17 protein-coding genes are annotated in these 17,588 nt (G+C 40.1%); 9 read left to right on the top strand and 8 right to left on the bottom strand.

The features are described from left to right. Nucleotides 1-568: 568 nt before the first annotated feature. From bcp to DBR11_RS15180, 4 genes are all read right to left on the bottom strand, one after another. Entirely contained in the window at nt 569-1,030 is a 462-nt protein-coding gene (bcp, locus tag DBR11_RS15165) for a thioredoxin-dependent thiol peroxidase (protein WP_108553504.1), read from the bottom strand. Nucleotides 1,031-1,037: 7 nt separating this feature from the next. Further along, a complete protein-coding gene (locus DBR11_RS15170) occupies nt 1,038-2,762 on the bottom strand; it encodes a M23 family metallopeptidase (RefSeq protein ID WP_108553505.1) in 1,725 nt (574 codons plus the stop codon). A gap of 5 nt (nt 2,763-2,767) precedes the next feature. Then, nucleotides 2,768-3,379, bottom strand: coding sequence for a fumarylacetoacetate hydrolase family protein (locus DBR11_RS15175; protein ID WP_108553506.1), 612 nt, complete (start codon nt 3,377-3,379; stop codon nt 2,768-2,770). Nucleotides 3,380-3,517: 138 nt separating this feature from the next. After that, nucleotides 3,518-3,946 carry a T9SS type A sorting domain-containing protein gene (locus DBR11_RS15180; protein WP_233174045.1) on the bottom strand — a complete coding sequence of 143 codons (429 nt, stop codon included), beginning with the start codon at nt 3,944-3,946 and terminating at the stop codon, nt 3,518-3,520. Between the two features lie 280 nt (nt 3,947-4,226). Here DBR11_RS15180 and DBR11_RS15185 point away from each other — a divergent pair, with 280 nt between their 5' ends. After that, nucleotides 4,227-6,179 (top strand): KUP/HAK/KT family potassium transporter, encoded by a 1,953-nt coding sequence (locus tag DBR11_RS15185; protein ID WP_108553507.1) that lies wholly within the window; start codon nt 4,227-4,229, stop codon nt 6,177-6,179. A gap of 33 nt (nt 6,180-6,212) precedes the next feature. On the opposite strand, the gene DBR11_RS15190 is transcribed toward DBR11_RS15185, so the two are convergent. Genes DBR11_RS15190 through yihA form a run of 4 tightly spaced genes read right to left on the bottom strand, consistent with a single transcriptional unit; the run spans nt 6,213 to nt 11,445 of the window. Further along, on the bottom strand, nt 6,213-8,162 hold the full coding sequence (locus DBR11_RS15190) for an amino acid permease (RefSeq protein ID WP_108553508.1): 1,950 nt from the start codon (nt 8,160-8,162) through the stop codon (nt 6,213-6,215). Between the two features lie 52 nt (nt 8,163-8,214). After that, nucleotides 8,215-9,930, bottom strand: coding sequence for a M3 family oligoendopeptidase (locus DBR11_RS15195; RefSeq protein ID WP_108553509.1), 1,716 nt, complete (start codon nt 9,928-9,930; stop codon nt 8,215-8,217). Nucleotides 9,931-9,941: 11 nt separating this feature from the next. After that, nucleotides 9,942-10,802, bottom strand: a complete 861-nt coding sequence (locus tag DBR11_RS15200; protein ID WP_108553510.1) for a 4-hydroxybenzoate octaprenyltransferase — start codon at nt 10,800-10,802, stop codon at nt 9,942-9,944. A 7-nt stretch (nt 10,803-10,809) separates the two neighbouring features. Continuing rightward, nucleotides 10,810-11,445, bottom strand: a complete 636-nt coding sequence (gene yihA, locus DBR11_RS15205; protein ID WP_108553511.1) for a ribosome biogenesis GTP-binding protein YihA/YsxC — start codon at nt 11,443-11,445, stop codon at nt 10,810-10,812. Between the two features lie 44 nt (nt 11,446-11,489). Here yihA and ubiE point away from each other — a divergent pair, with 44 nt between their 5' ends. The 8 genes from ubiE to DBR11_RS15245 all read left to right on the top strand — a co-directional run bounded on the left by ubiE (nt 11,490) and on the right by DBR11_RS15245 (nt 17,499). Further along, nucleotides 11,490-12,221: a bifunctional demethylmenaquinone methyltransferase/2-methoxy-6-polyprenyl-1,4-benzoquinol methylase UbiE gene (gene ubiE / locus DBR11_RS15210; protein ID WP_108553512.1), complete on the top strand. Its 732-nt coding sequence runs from the start codon at nt 11,490-11,492 to the stop codon at nt 12,219-12,221. Then, nucleotides 12,218-12,991: an outer membrane beta-barrel protein gene (locus DBR11_RS15215; RefSeq protein ID WP_108553513.1), complete on the top strand. Its 774-nt coding sequence runs from the start codon at nt 12,218-12,220 to the stop codon at nt 12,989-12,991. The genes ubiE and DBR11_RS15215 overlap by 4 nt, the downstream gene beginning before the upstream one ends. 46 nt (nt 12,992-13,037) lie before the next feature. Then, nucleotides 13,038-13,799, top strand: coding sequence for an SDR family oxidoreductase (locus DBR11_RS15220; protein ID WP_108553514.1), 762 nt, complete (start codon nt 13,038-13,040; stop codon nt 13,797-13,799). Nucleotides 13,800-13,802: 3 nt separating this feature from the next. After that, nucleotides 13,803-14,249, top strand: a complete 447-nt coding sequence (locus DBR11_RS15225) for a GatB/YqeY domain-containing protein (protein WP_108553515.1) — start codon at nt 13,803-13,805, stop codon at nt 14,247-14,249. A 105-nt stretch (nt 14,250-14,354) separates the two neighbouring features. Then, entirely contained in the window at nt 14,355-15,119 is a 765-nt protein-coding gene (locus DBR11_RS15230; protein ID WP_108553516.1) for an alpha/beta fold hydrolase, read from the top strand. Then, nucleotides 15,119-15,781 (top strand): CBS domain-containing protein, encoded by a 663-nt coding sequence (locus DBR11_RS15235; RefSeq protein ID WP_108553517.1) that lies wholly within the window; start codon nt 15,119-15,121, stop codon nt 15,779-15,781. The genes DBR11_RS15230 and DBR11_RS15235 overlap by 1 nt, the downstream gene beginning before the upstream one ends. A 55-nt stretch (nt 15,782-15,836) precedes the next feature. Beyond that, nucleotides 15,837-16,718: an NAD kinase gene (locus tag DBR11_RS15240; RefSeq protein ID WP_108553520.1), complete on the top strand. Its 882-nt coding sequence runs from the start codon at nt 15,837-15,839 to the stop codon at nt 16,716-16,718. Nucleotide 16,719: 1 nt separating this feature from the next. Beyond that, nucleotides 16,720-17,499 carry a DUF6089 family protein gene (locus tag DBR11_RS15245; protein ID WP_108553518.1) on the top strand — a complete coding sequence of 260 codons (780 nt, stop codon included), beginning with the start codon at nt 16,720-16,722 and terminating at the stop codon, nt 17,497-17,499. Nucleotides 17,500-17,588: the final 89 nt, after the last annotated feature.

Consider the following 17,588-nt stretch of genomic DNA (forward strand, 5'->3'; position numbering starts at 1 on the left):
TTTCCGCAGCGTACGAGAATTTTCCGTAGCAAATTGCAGAGGGAGGGAGGTGACCGGGCTTGGTGTGTTTTTTTCTATCGGTTTTGACTTGCATCTGGTTAATCATTAATATAATAGTGATTAATGGTAAATAAAAACTAAACAAATAAAATATAAGGAAAAAATAAGGGTTAAACAGGTAGCTTATCCCTGTTTAATCCCTGATTATAGTAAACCAATCAGCAATTTGAACCGGACCTGAATGGATGCAGATTTAGGCTCGTTGTTTTTCAATTTTAATTTGTTGCTTTTCAAGCTTGGTTCAAGCCTGTTATGGGCTGGCGATAGACCAACCGCTGAATTTATACGGGAAATCGGGTTCTGCTCCCAGAAAAAAAGAAGGATTAAGGGAGAAGGCATTTTAAGGTTTGCGGGCTTTTTCCGCCCGCCTAAGCTTAAGCAGCCTTAGAGCTAATCCTTCTTTTTTTATAAGACTAAAGAATCTGAGTAAATTACTCGCCTAAGCTTAAGCAGCCTTAGAGTCTTCTTTTCTTTATACCGGAAAGTTTCCTTTTTTAGCCTAAAGGATTTATTTCAGTAGTTCCAAAACCTGCGCAGTGGCATTTTTGGTGTCTACTTTTTCAATGATGTGCGTAATGATGCCTTGCTCGTCGATCAGGAAGGTTTTGCGTGCAATACCCATGTATTTTTTGCCATACATGTTTTTTTCTACCCAGACGCCATAAGCTTCTACGATTTTTTTATCCGTATCTGCGACAAGGGTAAATGGCAGGCTATGTTTGGTTACAAACTTTTGATGTGATTTTTCGTCATCTACACTAACACCAAGAACCACAATTCCTTTAGCAGTTAAGCCCTGATAATTGTCTCTGAAATCACAGGCTTCGGCTGTACAACCCGGAGTATCATCTTTGGGGTAGAAATATAAGACTACTTTTTTTCCTGCAAACTGAGACAGGGATACAGCAGCACCATTTTGGTCTGTTGATGTAAATTCAGGGGCTTTCTGGCCTTCTTTTAATTCGCTCATAGGATTGTTATTTGTAATAATCAATAGTTAGGGTTTTAACGTTGTTCTTTACATCGTCAACAACCAATCTTAAGGTATGTTTTCCGGAACTGCCTGTCTGGTCATTAAAGCTATGCCATAAGGTAGCTGTTTTGGCATCGAATTCCATAAGGGCCCATTTTCCGTCAATATAGCCGTTAAAGCTTTTGATCCCGGAAAGGTTATCTCTTATTTTAAAGGTCATTTTACTAATGCCCTTCATGTTTTGTCCATTGGAAATATTGACAGGAACTATGGTTGGAGCGATAGTGTCGATAGAAATGAAAAAGCTTCCAAAACTTCTTGGTTTGGCTTTAACATAGCCGTTCTCAAAATAACCTCCCTGGGAAGATCTTCCTGTGTTGACGATTACAGCTTTGTCTTTATATTTACTTAAACTGGAATCGGCTTTGATCCATAATTCAAACCCCGTGTGCAATGGAGTAAGGACGTTATGGATTTGATAAACAGCAGAATATGCATTTACCGCAGGTCTTGCATGTTCTGCATAGATAAAGTTCAAGTCATTGTACAAGTTCCCTGCAGGAATGATCACCTTGATCTGGTTATTGTTGAATTCATTGACTTGATTGTAGGGGAAAAGGGTGCCTGCCGGAAGGGCTTTTGAAGCTATAGTTGCTTTACTGTCTCCCAGAACATTAAAAGCAAGAACACTTTGATTTCCTTTTGCATCTGTGATGGTGTATTTGATTGCATAAGCTTTCCCTTCTTCAAATTCAATTCTTCCATTGTTAACCAGATTGAAATAGATGCCCATAGGATTACCGGGATCAACGAAGCTTTTCTGAATGGTACGTTTGGTGTTTAAAAATGCAGGAAAGTCGATATGAGAATTTACAGCTTTGCTGTTTTCGAATTTAAAACGTTCCAGGGCAGAAGTATATACTGGTTTTCCATCTACTTCCAGTTCTATAGAATACACGCCGTTGGTACCAGACGCACCATTGTGTTTATCTGTTACCGTAATTCCGAATCCGACTTCTCCACCAAGATGAATGGTGCTGACCTGGTTCAAGTGATATTTTCCGGCACCGCCGCTCACCTGGAAATACTGCTTTGGTGTAAACTCATTAAAGGCCTGTTTATTCAAGCGGTAAATATACATGGCGTAGATGACAGGCGGAATATTATCCGGAATGTCGAGACCAAAGAGCTGTGGGTTTATGGTTGCCTCAGTTTTAGTATCTCTTACTTCAAAATGGAGATGCGGGCCACCTGAGCTGCCGCGATTTCCAGACCAGGCAATTAAATCGCCTTTACGAACAGGGATCAGGCTGGATGCCGGAAATTCATCTATTTCAAAAGATTTCTTCTCGTATTGTACTTTTTCAACCTGTTGAGCTATTTTAGGATTGAAGCGTTGAAGGTGGCCATACACGGTGGTATAACCATTAGGATGGTTAATATAAAGCGCCTGTCCAAAGCCACTGTTTTGTACACGGATCCTGGAAATATATCCGTCGGCTACTGCGTATACCGGATAACCTTCGCGTTGGTTGGTGCGGTAATCCATACCGGAGTGAAAGTGGTTGGGTCTGATTTCTCCAAATGATCCTGCAAGGGCTGGGGGAGTAATGTCCAGTGGTGGGCGGAAATCAAATTGCGGATATTTGTTGCCGCTAAAGATTTGCTGTCCGTTGGCAAAAAAGGAACTCAGTATAAAGTAGAGAAGTACTGCGTAAGATCTGAACATTAAAATTATTTTATATGGAAATTAAGTAATTGTTCTCCGGCCAGCCAGGCTTCAAGATGATCACCGGCATGGACTTGTCCAACACCCTCTGGTGTTCCTGTAAAAATCAGGTCTCCTTTTTTTAACGTAATGTATTGTGAAACGAAGGCTATTATTTTTTCAAACGGGAAGAGCAGATTTTTAGTATCTCCATTTTGACGTGTTTCTTTATTGATTTGTAATTCGAACTGAAGATCGTACAGGTTTTCAAACTTTGATTTGGGTACAAAGCTGCTAATGGCAGCAGAGTTATCAAATGCCTTGGCGAGTTCCCAGGGTAATCCCTTTTCTTTGTGCTGGCTTTGAATGTCGCGTGCAGTAAAGTCTATACCCAAACCCACTTCTTCAAAATAGTTGGCTGCGAATTTTTCCTGAATATGTTTGCCTTCTTTGCAGATTTTTAGGACAATTTCCAATTCGTAATGGATGTCTGAAGAGAATTCCGGAAGGTAAAAAGGTTTGTTGTCTTTCAGAACAGCCGTATCTGGTTTCATGAAAATAACCGGAACAGAAGGTATGGGATTATTTAATTCTTTAGCGTGTGCAGCATAATTGCGGCCAATAGCAATGATTTTCATCAGAATATAATTTGATTTTAAAGGTTATGAAGCTATCATGAGTTTCTATTCATTATGTTTTTGAGTGTAAACTCATGATGGTTTCACACGGAAATAGTGTTGTTAAAGGAAGTAAAAGTAGTAAAGAATAGCTGAAAACTATAAAACGGAGATTCGTTTTACACTGGTTTCCGCACCTGCAACAATCCTGAGGAAATAAATTCCACTGTTTAAACGGTTAGGAATAGTAAAGCTTTTGGTAATTTCTCCAGATGGGGAGCGTTCATTCATGAGTGTAATTACCTCATTGCCCAAAAGATCCATGACTTTAATAGAGAGATTGGTTTCGCGTTCCAGTTTTAAACTTACATTGATCTGGTCATCCACAGGATTTGGATAAACCTTAAGAACAGTAAGTATTTTATCAGATTTGGAAGCTGCGGTTTTGCTGTTGCTCATCAGCAGGCTGTTGTAAGGAATAAAATCAAAAACAGGTCTGTATGACTGTATATTTGCTTTGATTTGAGGGGTTTTGTTAACCTTTTTTACCTTGCTGTTGTAATAGATACTGTCTGATTTCTGAGCCATAGCATCCATGCTGCACATTATACCAATGCAGGTGATGCAAGAGACGTATACACAGAGCGTTATTTTGGACAGTTTATTCATATCTAGTAGCAGCAAAAATATAAATTATAAAACAAAAAAATCAAATATTTTGTTTAGAAAAGAAACATTTAACAATATTTAACAGATTTTAACGTATCTCAAATTTTATTGTTTGTAACTTATTGATTTTCAGTCTGTAAATTATAAATGTGAATATAGCGTTTTATATCTGTTAATTCCGAATCTGATTTATATACACGTGTCGAATAAAAAAAATTTAAATAATCTATCCTTTGCTGGATTACTGATCAGTTTAGGGATAGTCTATGGTGACATCGGTACGTCACCTTTATATACGCTTCGTGCTATTTTTAATACTGTTGATGAAGCCGGACAGGCCATTACTCCAATGGTGGTACTGGGTGCTTTGTCTTGTATCATCTGGACACTCACCCTTCAAACAACTATTAAATATGTTGTGATCACACTTCGGGCAGACAACAAAGGAGAAGGAGGAATATTTTCTTTGTATTCTTTGGTGCGTAAGAAGGCAAAATGGCTGGTTATTCCTGCGATGATTGGGGGCTGTGCTTTATTAGCTGATGGGATCATTACTCCAAGTATTACGGTAACTACAGCTATTGAAGGTTTACAGATGAAGTTTCCATGGTTCCAGGTGATTCCGGTGGTACTGGGTATTATTGTGGTTTTATTTATTATCCAGCAATTCGGAACCAGTACAGTTGGTAAATTATTTGGTCCAATCATGTTCCTCTGGTTTGCAACACTGGGTTTTTTGGGTGTTGTTTTCGTAGTTCAGGATCTTTCGATCATCAGGGCCTTAAATCCTTATTACGCCTATCATTTATTGGCTACTAATCCTAAGGCACTGGTCATTCTTGGTGGAGTGTTCCTCTGTACAACTGGAGCAGAAGCGCTGTATTCTGATCTTGGACATTGCGGAAAACAGAATATTCACATCAGCTGGATCTTTGTTAAAACCACATTGGTACTGAACTACCTTGGACAAGGAGTCTGGTTACTTCAGCATCCGAATTACAATGCGGCACAGAATCCATTTTATCAGATTGTTCCTGAATCTTATTTATTGCCGATGGTTGCCCTGGCGACCATCGCGGCGGTTATTGCCAGTCAGGCTATGATCACTGGATCTTTTACTTTAATTGCGGAGGCCGTTCGTTTAAATCTTTGGCCAAAAGTACGGATCAATTATCCAAGTAATCAAAAGGGGCAAATTTATGTTCCATCTATCAACTGGTTGTTGTGTGCGGGTTGTATTATGGTGGTCTTGATCTTTAAGAAATCCATTCATATGGAAGGGGCGTATGGATTGGCCATCAACCTGACTTTCCTGGCTACTACGATTTTAGTGGCTGTATACATGTTGATGAAGAAAGTCCCTCGCTACTTAATTGTCATTTTTGTATTGGTCTATGGTTTACTGGAGCTCGCTTTCCTTGCCGGTAATATGACCAAGTTTCTTCATGGAGGTTTTGTAACCCTGTTTATTGGGGCCACTATTTTTACCGTGATGTGGAGTTGGTTTATTGCAAGAAAGATCAAGAACAGATTTGTTAAATATGTAGAGATTGAAGATTATTATGAAATTATAGATGAATTGAGCAGGGATGAATCAGTTCCAAAATACTCTTCTCAACTGGTTTACCTCACCAGTGCAAATTTTAAAACGGAAATAGAATCTAAGATCATCTATTCTATTATACAGAAGGAGCCAAAGCGGGCAGATATTTACTGGCTGGTGCATGTTGATGTAGTGGATGAGCCTTTTACCAGTGACTATAAGGTTGAATTTTTGATTCCTGGAAAATTGATTCGTATTGATTTTAAACTCGGATTTCGTGTAGAGCAGAAAGTCAATTTATTATATAGAAAAGTGGTGGAGGAATTGGTGAAAAACGGAGAAGTAGACATTACAAGCCAGTATACTTCGCTGAAGAGACATAAAATTGCGGGCGATTTCAGGTTTGTATTACTGGAAAAGCATTTGTCTAAATTTACCTCATTGAGTTTTTATGAACAGTCTATTCTTTATTATTATTTCATTCTGAAAAGACTGAGTCTGTCGGAAGAACGTGGTTTTGGTTTGGATTCCAGCTATGTGGATGTGGAAAAAGTTCCATTGATCTTTGTTCCAACAGATGATATAGAACTGAACAGATTATCTGTATAAAAAAAGAGGATGATTTATCATCCTCTTTTTTTTCTACTTATTTTGAAGGCTAAGCTTACTGTGTTTAAATCCATACAGGAAATAAACAACCAATCCAACGACCAGCCAGATACCAAAGCCGATCCAGTTGGAGATACCCAGCTCGCACATCATATACAAGCAGCAGATTAAACCCAATACAGGGATTAACGACAGGTTTTTTGTTATACAATAGTAGCAGATGAAAACACAGATGAAAAAGAAGATCCACATTGGAATTTTGTGTTTAAACAGACTCCAGCCGCTTTCATATTTTTTGTTTGCAGCTATAGAAGACTGATCTACAAATTTTTGATAATCCTCTGCAGACAGATTGCCAAGATAGGCTTCTGCATCGATATCTTTCCCGCTAAGCAGCGAAGCACTTTGTGTAGTTTTAATCTGGTTTTGTACCGATTGTAGTTCTTCTTTGTTCAGAGAGGTAATCAGGCTGATCGGATCATGTACTTTAGGCGTATTGTATAGGAAATCACTGCTTTCTTTTTTGTATTTGGTAAAGGCCAGCACAATCAGAACAACAGCGACAACCGGTATAATGTATTTGGAATTGGCATATGGTATTTTGAATTTCCCTCTTTTTACATCGGGTTTGTTTTGTAATACAAGCACACCTGTACAAACCAGAACAAAGGCAAATAAGGTGCCTATGGAGCAGAGGTCTGTTACAATAGTCAGGTTCATAAACAAAGAAGGAACGGCAACTACGAATCCGACAACTATAGTTGCGAAGGAAGGGGTTTTGTATTTGGGGTGGATCTTTGAAAAAGATTTTGGAAGTAAACCGTCGCGGCTCATGCTCATCCAGATTCTTGGCTGACCCATCTGAAACACCAGCAATACACTGGCCATTGCAAATACGGCACTCACGGCAATAATCCCACTCATCAGTTTCAGGTTAATCTGATCAAACACAAAAGCTAAAGGATCTCCAACGGCCAGCTGACTATAATTTACAATGCCTGTTAATACCAGGGCAATGGCCACATACAGTATTGTACATATGATAATGGCCCACATCATACCTCTTGGAAGGTCGCGCTGCGGATTCTTGCATTCTTCTGCAGTCGTAGAAATGGCATCAAATCCGATATAGGCAAAAAACACAGCAGACACCCCTTTGAGGACACCACTCACCCCATTGGGAGCAAAGGGATTCCAGTTATTGGTGTCTACATAAAAGATCCCCACAGACAGAACCAGAAGAATTACCGCCAGTTTGACAACGACCATTGCATTGCTGGCATTTCTCGATTCTTTCATGCCTCTGTATACCAGCCAGGTAATAAAGATGATAATACCCAGTGCCGGAAGGTCGGCAACCACATGGAAATTACCAATTCTGGGGGCAGTAACCCAGGCATTATTGGCCAATCTGGTCGCTTCGTCGAGATTGGTATAACTTTTACCCGCATTGATTAAGGCTTCCGCATGTTTATGCCCGTTAAAAGCAGTCAGATAATCCATGGTCATCCAGTCTGGCAAATGGATACCTGTAATTCCTAATGCCGGTATATGTATAGAGGCGAGCAAACTGGTGAAATAATCTGACCAGGATATGGCAACAGTGATGTTCCCGATGGCATATTCCATAATCAGGGACCAGCCAATGATCCAGGCTACCAGTTCTCCAAAAGCCACATAGGAATAGGTGTATGCACTCCCTGAAACCGGTACCATAGAGGCAAACTCTGCATAAGCAAAGGCCGCAAAGCTACAAGCTACAGCTGTAAATATAAAAAGGAAGATCACTGCCGGGCCACCATCTGCACTGGCTTTTCCAATGGTACTGAAAATACCAGCTCCAATAATGGCTGCTATGCCGAAAGCTGTTAAATCTCTTACACCTAGTGTTTTGTGTAGGTGTGAGCCATGATCACCATATCCTTTTTCTGCATCTTCCAGTATTTTGGTGATGGATTTTTTTCTAAATAGCTTTTCAAACATAAGTTAGTGGTTAGTCTGGTTGTTTTCTCAAACTTATAAATTAGGATTGAAACTAAGCTAATTTGTCCAGTTCATTTTTCACAAAAGTGGCCAGTTCATTAATGTATTTTGAACTGAAATCGAATTTGATCCCTGCAGTTTCATAAATCTCGTTCATTGGTTTGGTATAACCCAGCGCCAATGCATCAAGATATTGCTGTAATGCTTTTTCAGGCTGCTCTTTGAAATTTTTCCAGATGGCTATAGCTCCTAATTGTGCAATAGCATATTCTATATAGTAAAAAGGTACCTCAAAAAGGTGCAGTTGCTTTTGCCATATATTTCTAAATTCAGCTTCTTGTCCTTCCCAGTTAGAGAAACCTGCACCAAAGCGTTTGTAAATTTGTTGGAAAGCTTCCTCTCTATCGGCCGCATTATGGGTGGGATTGGTATAGATCCAGTGCTGGAACTGATCAATAACAGCAACCCATGGAAGTGTTTTCAATACATCCAGTAGTTGTTCTTTTTTTGCTCGGATGAGGTCTTCCTCCTTGTCAAAATAAACATCCCAATGGTCCATTGACATCAGTTCCATACTCATAGAGGCAAGTTCTGCAACTTCTGAAGGACAATGTTTAAAATCGTTCAGTTCCAGGTTTGCGGTTAAAAAAGTATGTACAGCATGGCCACCTTCATGAACCATTGTGGTGAGGTCACGCAGGGAATTTGCAGAGTTCATAAAGATAAAAGGTGCTCCCGTTTCTGCAAGGGGGTAATTGTAACCACCAGGTGCTTTCCCTTTTCTGCTCTCTACGTCGAACAAGTTATTTGCTTTCATAACTGCAAGCATTTGTCCCAGTTTTGGATCGATGGCGTTAAAGCATTCGATACTTTTATCGATCAGTTCCTGCCCGTTTTTGAACGGCTTAAGTGCTGGCTTTCCGCTGGTGCTTACTTCCTGGTCCCAGGGCTTGAGTACTTCAAGACCCAATAAATGTGCCCGGTTTTCTGCTTGTTCCTTAAGTATCGGAACAATTTCCTTTTCAATGGCTTCATGGAAATCATAACAATCTTTAGGGGTGTAATCAAACCTTCCAAGAGCCTGGAACATGTAATCACGGTAATTTTCGAAGCCTGCATTTAGCGCAACCTGGTTACGCATAGCCACCAGTTCGTCAAATAAAAGATTTAAGGTGTCTTTGTCTACCAGACGACGCTGCTGAATGGTTTTCCAGGCCTCTTCACGTACAGTTCTGCTGGTGTCTTTTAGAAAATTGGATGCCTGTTCCAGGGTGTACTCCTGATCATTGATGATCACACTCATCGCACCGGTTACAGACTGATATTTTTGCTGGGCAACTTGTAACTTGGTGAAAAGGTCGATGTTTTCTTCTCTGTATATTTCCAGTGCTTTTCTCACTGCCCGCAGGTAAACAAAATATTTGTCTTTATCCAGTTCGTCAATGTAGGCACTGGCTACAAGTTTTTGGTTCAACTGGTTGGCCAGAGGGGCTATTTTGGGTTCTATTTCGGTAGCAAAATATTGAAAATCCTTAACCAGTTCTTCGTTGGCAGTATCACAACTCATTTTGATATACCTCCACGCGAAATCCTCTTCAAGTGCGGCCTCGAGTTCGCTTTTGTCTTTTAACCATTGTTCGAGTGCTGCTGCATTATCTATCTGCCTGGCAAGAAGTTCGTCGAAAACAGGAGATAAATTATCCCATTTTATATCCAGTTCCTGTGGAATGTAGTGTCTGTTTTTTTTAGGTATGGTTAAGTTAATCATAGATTCTAAAATTAAAAATGAGTTCTTATAAAGGTATCTACTAAAAAGCAAAGGGCAAATATCACCGAAGCGAATCCATTGGTGGTTGCAAATGCTTTATTTACTTTGCTGATGTCATTTGGTTTTACCAGCAGGTGTTGATAGATTAGCATAAAGCAGAAGAATGTAACTCCGACATAGTAAACCCAGCTAAAGGGAACGAAAATGACCGGGAGTATAACGCACAGCGCCGAAAAAACGTGCAGAACCACAGATAAATTCAATGCCCTGCGGATACCCAATGCGGCGGGAATGGAATGCAGCTTCTCTTCTTTATCAAAATCTTCATCCTGCAAGGCATAAATAATATCAAAACCGCTTACCCAGAACAGTACCGCAAAAGAATACAGAACAGGAACCAGGCTAAAATGACCAGTTACTGCAATATAGGCACCAATGGGGGCCAGGGAAAGACCCAGGCCAAGGACCATATGACACAGTGCAGTAATCCTCTTGGTGTAACTGTAAAATAATACGACAAATAGGGCCACCGGTGAGAGATAAAAGCACAGTTTATTAATGAAAGCAGTGGTGATCATGAATAAGATGCAATTAATGATCACGAAGATCAGGGCTTCATTAGCAGAAACTTTACCCGAGGGGATATCCCTCATTTTAGTTCGTGGATTTTTGGCGTCGATATTTCTGTCCAGATATCGGTTAAAGGCCATCGCTGAATTTCTGGCAAAGACCATGCAAAGCAAAACCAATACAAACAGCAGCCAGTGAAAGGGCGTATTTGTTGTGGTGATGCCCAGGAAAAATCCGATCAGTGCAAATGGCAGGGCAAAAACCGAGTGTGCGAAAAGCACGAGTGAAAAATACTTCTTCATAAAGTTTTTATTGTTGGGAATTCTCTTTTGCGCTCAGGTCCGGCATGACAAAGTCATGGTTTACTTGTTCAATAAAATGGAGTACTTCATCTCTTCCCTGTGCTTTTTCTGCTGAGGTGATTACATATGGTGGTATTTCTTCGAACCAGCCGCTGAGTGACTTTTTGAACTGTGCTACATTCTGATCTGTTTTTACAGCCGATTGTTTATCCGCTTTGGTAAAGATCAGTGCGAAAGGAATTTGACATTCGCCGAGCCAGCAGCAAAATTCCAGATCAATTTTTTGGGGCTCCAGGCGGCTGTCTATTAAAACAAATACACATTGAAGACTTTCTCTTTTAGTGATGTAGTTGCGGATAAATTTCTCCCATTTCTCGCGGCTGTTCTTGGACACTTTAGCATATCCATAACCGGGTAAATCGACAATATACCACTTCTCGTTGATCAGGAAATGGTTGATAAGCTGGGTTTTTCCAGGTCTCTGGGAAGTTTTTGCCAGGCCGTGCTGGTTAACCAGCATGTTAATTAATGAAGACTTTCCTACGTTTGAGCGCCCAATAAATGCATATTCGGGCATATTTGCAATAGGCAAAGCCGAAACCTTGGTATTACTGCAAATGAATGTTGCTGATTTTATAATCATTTTACAAAGGTAGAAAATTAGTTACTTATCTTTGTTGCACAACCATGAATGAAAAAATAACCCCATACCAGTCAGAATCTGCTACTAAAAAGGAGCAGGTCGCAGACATGTTTAACAATATTTCTAAAACCTATGATTTCCTGAACCATTTTCTTTCCCTTGGAATAGATATCATTTGGCGCAAGAGGGCGATCCGGGAATTGAAATCTGTTCAGCCAAAGCTGATGTTAGATGTGGCTACAGGAACAGGCGACTTTGCATTTGAAGCCATTAAGATCCTGAGCCCGGAGAAGATTATTGGAGTAGATATTTCTGCAGGTATGCTGGAGGTGGCCCGTAAAAAAATTGAAGAACGTCAGCTGGGTGGAGTATATTCTGTGAAAATCGGAGATTCTGAAAAACTACAGTTTGAGGACAATCATTTTGATGCGATTACGGTTGCTTATGGCGTTCGTAATTACGAGAATCTGGAAAAAGGAATGGCGGATATGCTGAGGGTGCTGAAGCCTGGTGGCAAAATCGTTGTGCTGGAGTTCTCGAAACCGCAAACATTTCCAGTTAAACAGGCTTATAATTTTTATTTTCAGCATATTCTTCCTGTGTTTGGTAAGATTTTTTCTAAAGATGCAAGAGCTTATACTTATCTTCCCGAATCAGTAAATGCCTTCCCTGATGGAAAAGCATTTACTGATCTGATGGACAGGCTGGGATTTAAAGAAACAAAACATATTTCGCTAACATTTGGAATAAGTTCGATATATACAGGGATTAAATGATCAGAAAACTATTTTTAATGGCTTCCTGTTTATTCATCTGTTGCTCCGTCAGAGCCCAGAACTGGGGTGGTGGAGTAGATGATGATGCCATTCATTTTGGTTTTACTTTTCAATATTTGTCTTCACAGTACAAAGTGTTTAAAAAGGCGGAGTGGAGACAGCCTTTCTATGAAACGCAGGGGCCTAATGACCCTTCGCCTGGTACAGCTACTCAAATCACACCCGGGCTAAAATCCATTACGGCGAAATCCTCACCAGGCTTTGGTGTAGGGTTTGTTGTAAACACCAGGCTGAGCGAACATGCGGATGTCCGTTTTACACCAATCCTGATTTTTAATGACCGTTTGCTCGATTACGAATATGAAACACCGGTTGTACCTGTGCCTAATTCTCTGCCTTTTAAAGAACAGAAAGTGCAAGCTACTATGGTGGAGATTCCACTCGGTGTCAAGCTGAAGTCTGACCGTCTCAATAATTTCAGAGCCTATTTGTTAGGCGGAGCGAAGTATTCCATGGATATTTCTTCTGCCAAAAAAACGAATGATCAGGGCAATGCGGCCATTGATAAGTTTCTGAAAAACCGTAAGGGATATTTTTCTTATGAGGCAGGGATTGGCTTTGACCTTTATTTCGAATATTTTAAAATGTCTCCGGAAATTAAATATTCCTCTTCCTTTGGAAGTGTCTTGAAACAGGATAACAATGCCTATTCAAGTCCCATAGATAAGCTCATGTTGCGTCATGTAACATTCAGTTTATTTTTTGAATAGTGTTTAGGCTCATTATATTTATATTTTTGTAGGATAAACTAAAGCGATGAATTCAAAAATTGCATTAATAACAGGCGCAACTTCAGGTATAGGTAAGGCTTGTGCAACCTTGTTTGCCCAGCAGGGTTATAAACTTATCCTTTTGGCAAGACGTTCAGAACTTCTGGAAAAGCTTTCTTCGCATCTTGAGGATAAATATGCAGTAGAGGTACAGGCATTAGTGCTTGATGTTCGCGAAAACGAGACCTTAATCAAAGGACTTGAAGCCTTGCCTGAAGCATGGAAAAAAGTGGATGTTTTGGTCAATAATGCCGGACTAAGCCAAGGACTTGATCCGATAGATCAGGGTAATACTGATGATTGGGACAGGATGATCGATACCAATGTTAAAGGCCTGCTGTATATGTCAAGGATCGTATCCAACTGGATGATCACTGCCGGAAAAGGTCATATCATAAATATTGGTTCTATTGCAGGTAAGGAAGTTTATCCAAATGGAAATGTATACTGTGCGACCAAACATGCGGTAGATGCATTAAATAAAGGAATGAGAATAGATTTGCTTCCCCATGGAATTAAGGTGACAGCCATAAATCCTGGTATGGTGGAAACAGAATTCTCTCTTGTGCGTTTTAAAGGAGATGAAGAACGGGCCAAGAATGTCTATAAAGGACTGGAACCACTGGTTGCCCAGGACATTGCCGACGCCATCTGGTTTGCAGTGAGCCGTCCGGCACATGTTAATATTAATGATATGCTGATCATGCCTACCGCACAGGCAACAGGAACAATAATTAAGAAAAACTAATTTATGATATCAAATACGATTGATCAGGAAATAAAAAAAGCCATGCTTGCTAAGGATCAGGCACAGCTGAGAGGGCTGAGGGCTATCAAAGCGGCTTTATTGCTGGCAAAAACAGAAAAGGGTTCTGCTGAAGAGATTACAGAGGATACAGAAATAAAGATTCTTCAAAAACTCATTAAGCAGCGCAAAGAATCCTCGGATATTTATAAACAGCAAGGCCGTGCAGATCTTGCTCAGGTTGAAGATGAAGAAATTGATGTTATTGGTCAATTCTTGCCTAAACAGCTGGAAAAAGCCGAAGTGGAAGAAATAATTTCTAAAATTATCGCCGCTGCAGGAGCAAACTCCATGAAAGATATGGGGAAGGTTATTGGTTTGGCCAATAAAGAGTTAGCTGGTAAAGCGGATGGTAAACTTATTGCTGAAATTGTTAAATCACAATTGGCATAAATTGTGTTAAAAATAAGAAGGATTGTTTTAAAAAAAATTAATCCTTTATTATTGCCTTAAATTAACTTATGTCTACTAACTTAGTAGCACATCCACATAAAAAATATGAAGTACGAAGTAATAGAAGATAATGGGTTTAAATACATAGAGGCAGGAGAGGGCGAAACTCTGGTATTACTTCATGGTTTGATGGGTGAACTGAGCAACTGGGAGCAAACGATAGATTATTTTAAAGAAAATTATCGTGTACTGGTGCCCATCCTTCCAATTTATGAACTGCCCATCCTTACGCTGGGTGTTAAAAGTTTGTCTAAACATCTCCACCGTTTTTTAAAACACAAAGGTCTGGAACAAACCGTACTGGTAGGGAATTCCCTGGGTGGCCATGTAGGTCTTGTTTTTACAGCAGCTCATCAGGAGCATGTGAAGGCTCTGGTACTTACCGGGAGCTCAGGTTTGTATGAGAATGCCTTTGGGGGATCTTTTCCAAGAAGAGAAAGTTATGATTACATCCGTGAAAAGGTTGAATTTACATTTTATGATCCCGCTACCGCTACAAAAGAGCTGGTTGATGAGGTTTTCAAAACAGTAAATGACCGCTCCAGGGTGATACGGATTCTTGCGCTTGCAAAATCTGCAATCAGACATAATATGGCCAAAGAACTGTCTAAGATTACTATACCTGTCTCTTTAATCTGGGGCAGGCAAGACAAGGTGACCCCGCCAGATGTTGCGGAGGAGTTTCACGAATTACTGCCTAATTCTGAACTGAACTGGGTAGATAAATGTGGACATGCCCCGATGATGGAACAGCCTGATGTTTTTAATGAATTTTTAAATACTTTTTTAAACCGCATATTGCTGAAGTAATGTTTGCCTCTGAACTCATATCGAACGCGATTCCGCCTCTAAGAACTTCTGATACTGTTCAGAAGGCGCTTGATCGTTTGTCTGAGTTTAAGCTATATCACTTGCCCATTGTAAATGAAACTCAGTTTCTTGGGTTGGTGGCTGAAGAAGAACTGATAGAAGTAAGGGACGCTGAACAGACCATCGGTAGTCTGTCTTTGGCAATCCTTAATCCATTTGTCTATCAGGATTCTCATATATATGATGTGATCCGGCTTTTCGATCAGCTCAAATTATCTGTTTTACCTGTTTTGGATTATAATAAGAACTATCTGGGCGTGATTTCAGTGCACAGTCTTATTGGGTACTCTGCAGAGATTTATGCTGTAAAAGAGCCGGGGGGTGTTATTGTGCTGGAAATCAGCAACCGTAATAATTCTTTGTCTCATATGGCGCAGATCGTTGAAGCTGATAACGCGCAGATCCTGTCTTCCTATGTACAGTCTTTTCCTGACTCTACCAAATTGGAGGTGACCCTCAAAATTAATAAGACCGAGTTATCTGGCATCATTTCCTCCTTTGAAAGGTATAATTACGTCGTTAAGGCTGTCTTTAACAGTACTTCCACCGATCAGGGAACTGAAGACCGCTATAACTCTTTTATGAACTATTTAAACGTATAATGAAAGCAGCAGCTTACGCTAAGTTCATTTTTATGATAAAACCGATACTTTCATGATGAAGATCGCAATCTACGGAAGGGAATTCAACAATACAGTATTGCCTTATGTTCAGGATGTTTTTGATGTCCTCTCCCTTTATAATGTGGATGCCCTGGTCTATGAAAAGTATTATGACTTTATTTCAGATAAAGTTAAACTGAATGCGAAGATCACTACATTTAAGGAAAATGCAGCATTGATTGGCCAGGCGGATGTACTGATCAGTTTAGGTGGCGACGGGACCATGCTGGATACCCTTGCGCTTGTCCGTGATTCGGGCATACCCGTGATTGGGATCAATTTTGGACGTCTTGGTTTTCTGGCAAGTATTAATAAAGATGAGATCAAAAAAGCGATTGAAGCTTTGTTAAATCAGCAGTATGCATTGGATAGCCGAAGCTTACTGAGCCTGGAGTCTAAGTTCCATCTTTTTGGAGAAGAAAATTTTGCATTGAATGATATTACCATTCACCGAAGGGACAATTCTGCCATGATGCTGATCCATGCCTATATGAATGAGGAGTTTATCAACTCTTACTGGGCAGACGGGCTGATCATTGCCACTTCTACTGGTTCAACCGCCTATTCTCTGAGTTGCGGAGGTCCAATTATTCTTCCCAGTTCGCAAAGCTTTGTAATTACACCTATTGCACCACATAATTTAAATGTACGGCCGCTTATTGTGCCGGATAATGTAACTTTAACTTTTGAAGTAGAGGCCAGAAGTGCGAAGTTCCTGGTATCCTGCGATTCCAGAACCGTAACAGTAGACCGTTCCGTTAAAATCAGTATCAAAAAGGCGAGTTTTGATGTTAATCTGATTAGGCTGAACAACGAAAGTTATCTGACCACTTTAAGAAATAAATTGCTTTGGGGAATAGATACCCGGAATTATTAGAATGAAATTTAAATCACTGTTGCTCCATTTTATATTGATCCTGATGTCTGCTTCAGGGGTCAGGGCCCAAGCTTGGGAAGTTGGGCTTGGTGCAGGTGCGGCAGGTTATATGGGCGATCTTAATCCCGATAATCCTGTGAAATTTACAGGTATGTCTGCCGGAGTTTTTGCCAAGCTGAATTTTAATCCACATTGGGCTCTTGGACTTCACTATAACTATGGAAGGATCAGCGGAGATGACTCGGAATCGTCCAATGCGGATTTCAGAGACCGAAATCTGAAATTTTATACCCCTCTGAATGAAGTGAGTGCACAAGTAGATTTTAATTTTTTTGATTATTTCGCCGGTGGGGGAAGAAAGAATTTTACGCCTTATATTTATGCTGGTCTTGGTGGTGTGATTTTTAACCCCAGAATCAAGATAAATGGAGAGACAAGAGATCTGAGGCTGTATAAAACAGAAGGGCAGAGTACACCTTATAGAAATTACGCCATCAGTATTCCTTATGGGGCAGGTGTAAAGTATAATTTTAATTCCAACTGGAGTTTTTTCTCTCAACTTGGGTATAGAACAGCCTACACCGATTATCTGGATGATGTGAGCGGGGCATATAAATATCCGGTTCAGGGAGATGATGACATGCATATCTTTCTGGCTGATCCATCCGGACACAGGCCGCCAGGTAGCCAAAGAGGGGATTCAAGAAAAAGAGATACCTATATGTTTTTGCAAATTGGAATCTCGTATACATTTTTATCTGAAAAATGTTTTACCTTTTAGCATGATTTTCATATAAATAGACTAATAATCATAGAAAATTTTACCTTTGTGTCCCAAAAATGTTAGACTTTTGGGGATCATTTTCATAT

Origin of the sequence: Pedobacter sp. HMWF019 (assembly GCF_003061025.1) — a bacterium.
In the GTDB taxonomy this organism is placed as follows: Bacteria; Bacteroidota; Bacteroidia; order Sphingobacteriales; family Sphingobacteriaceae; genus Pedobacter.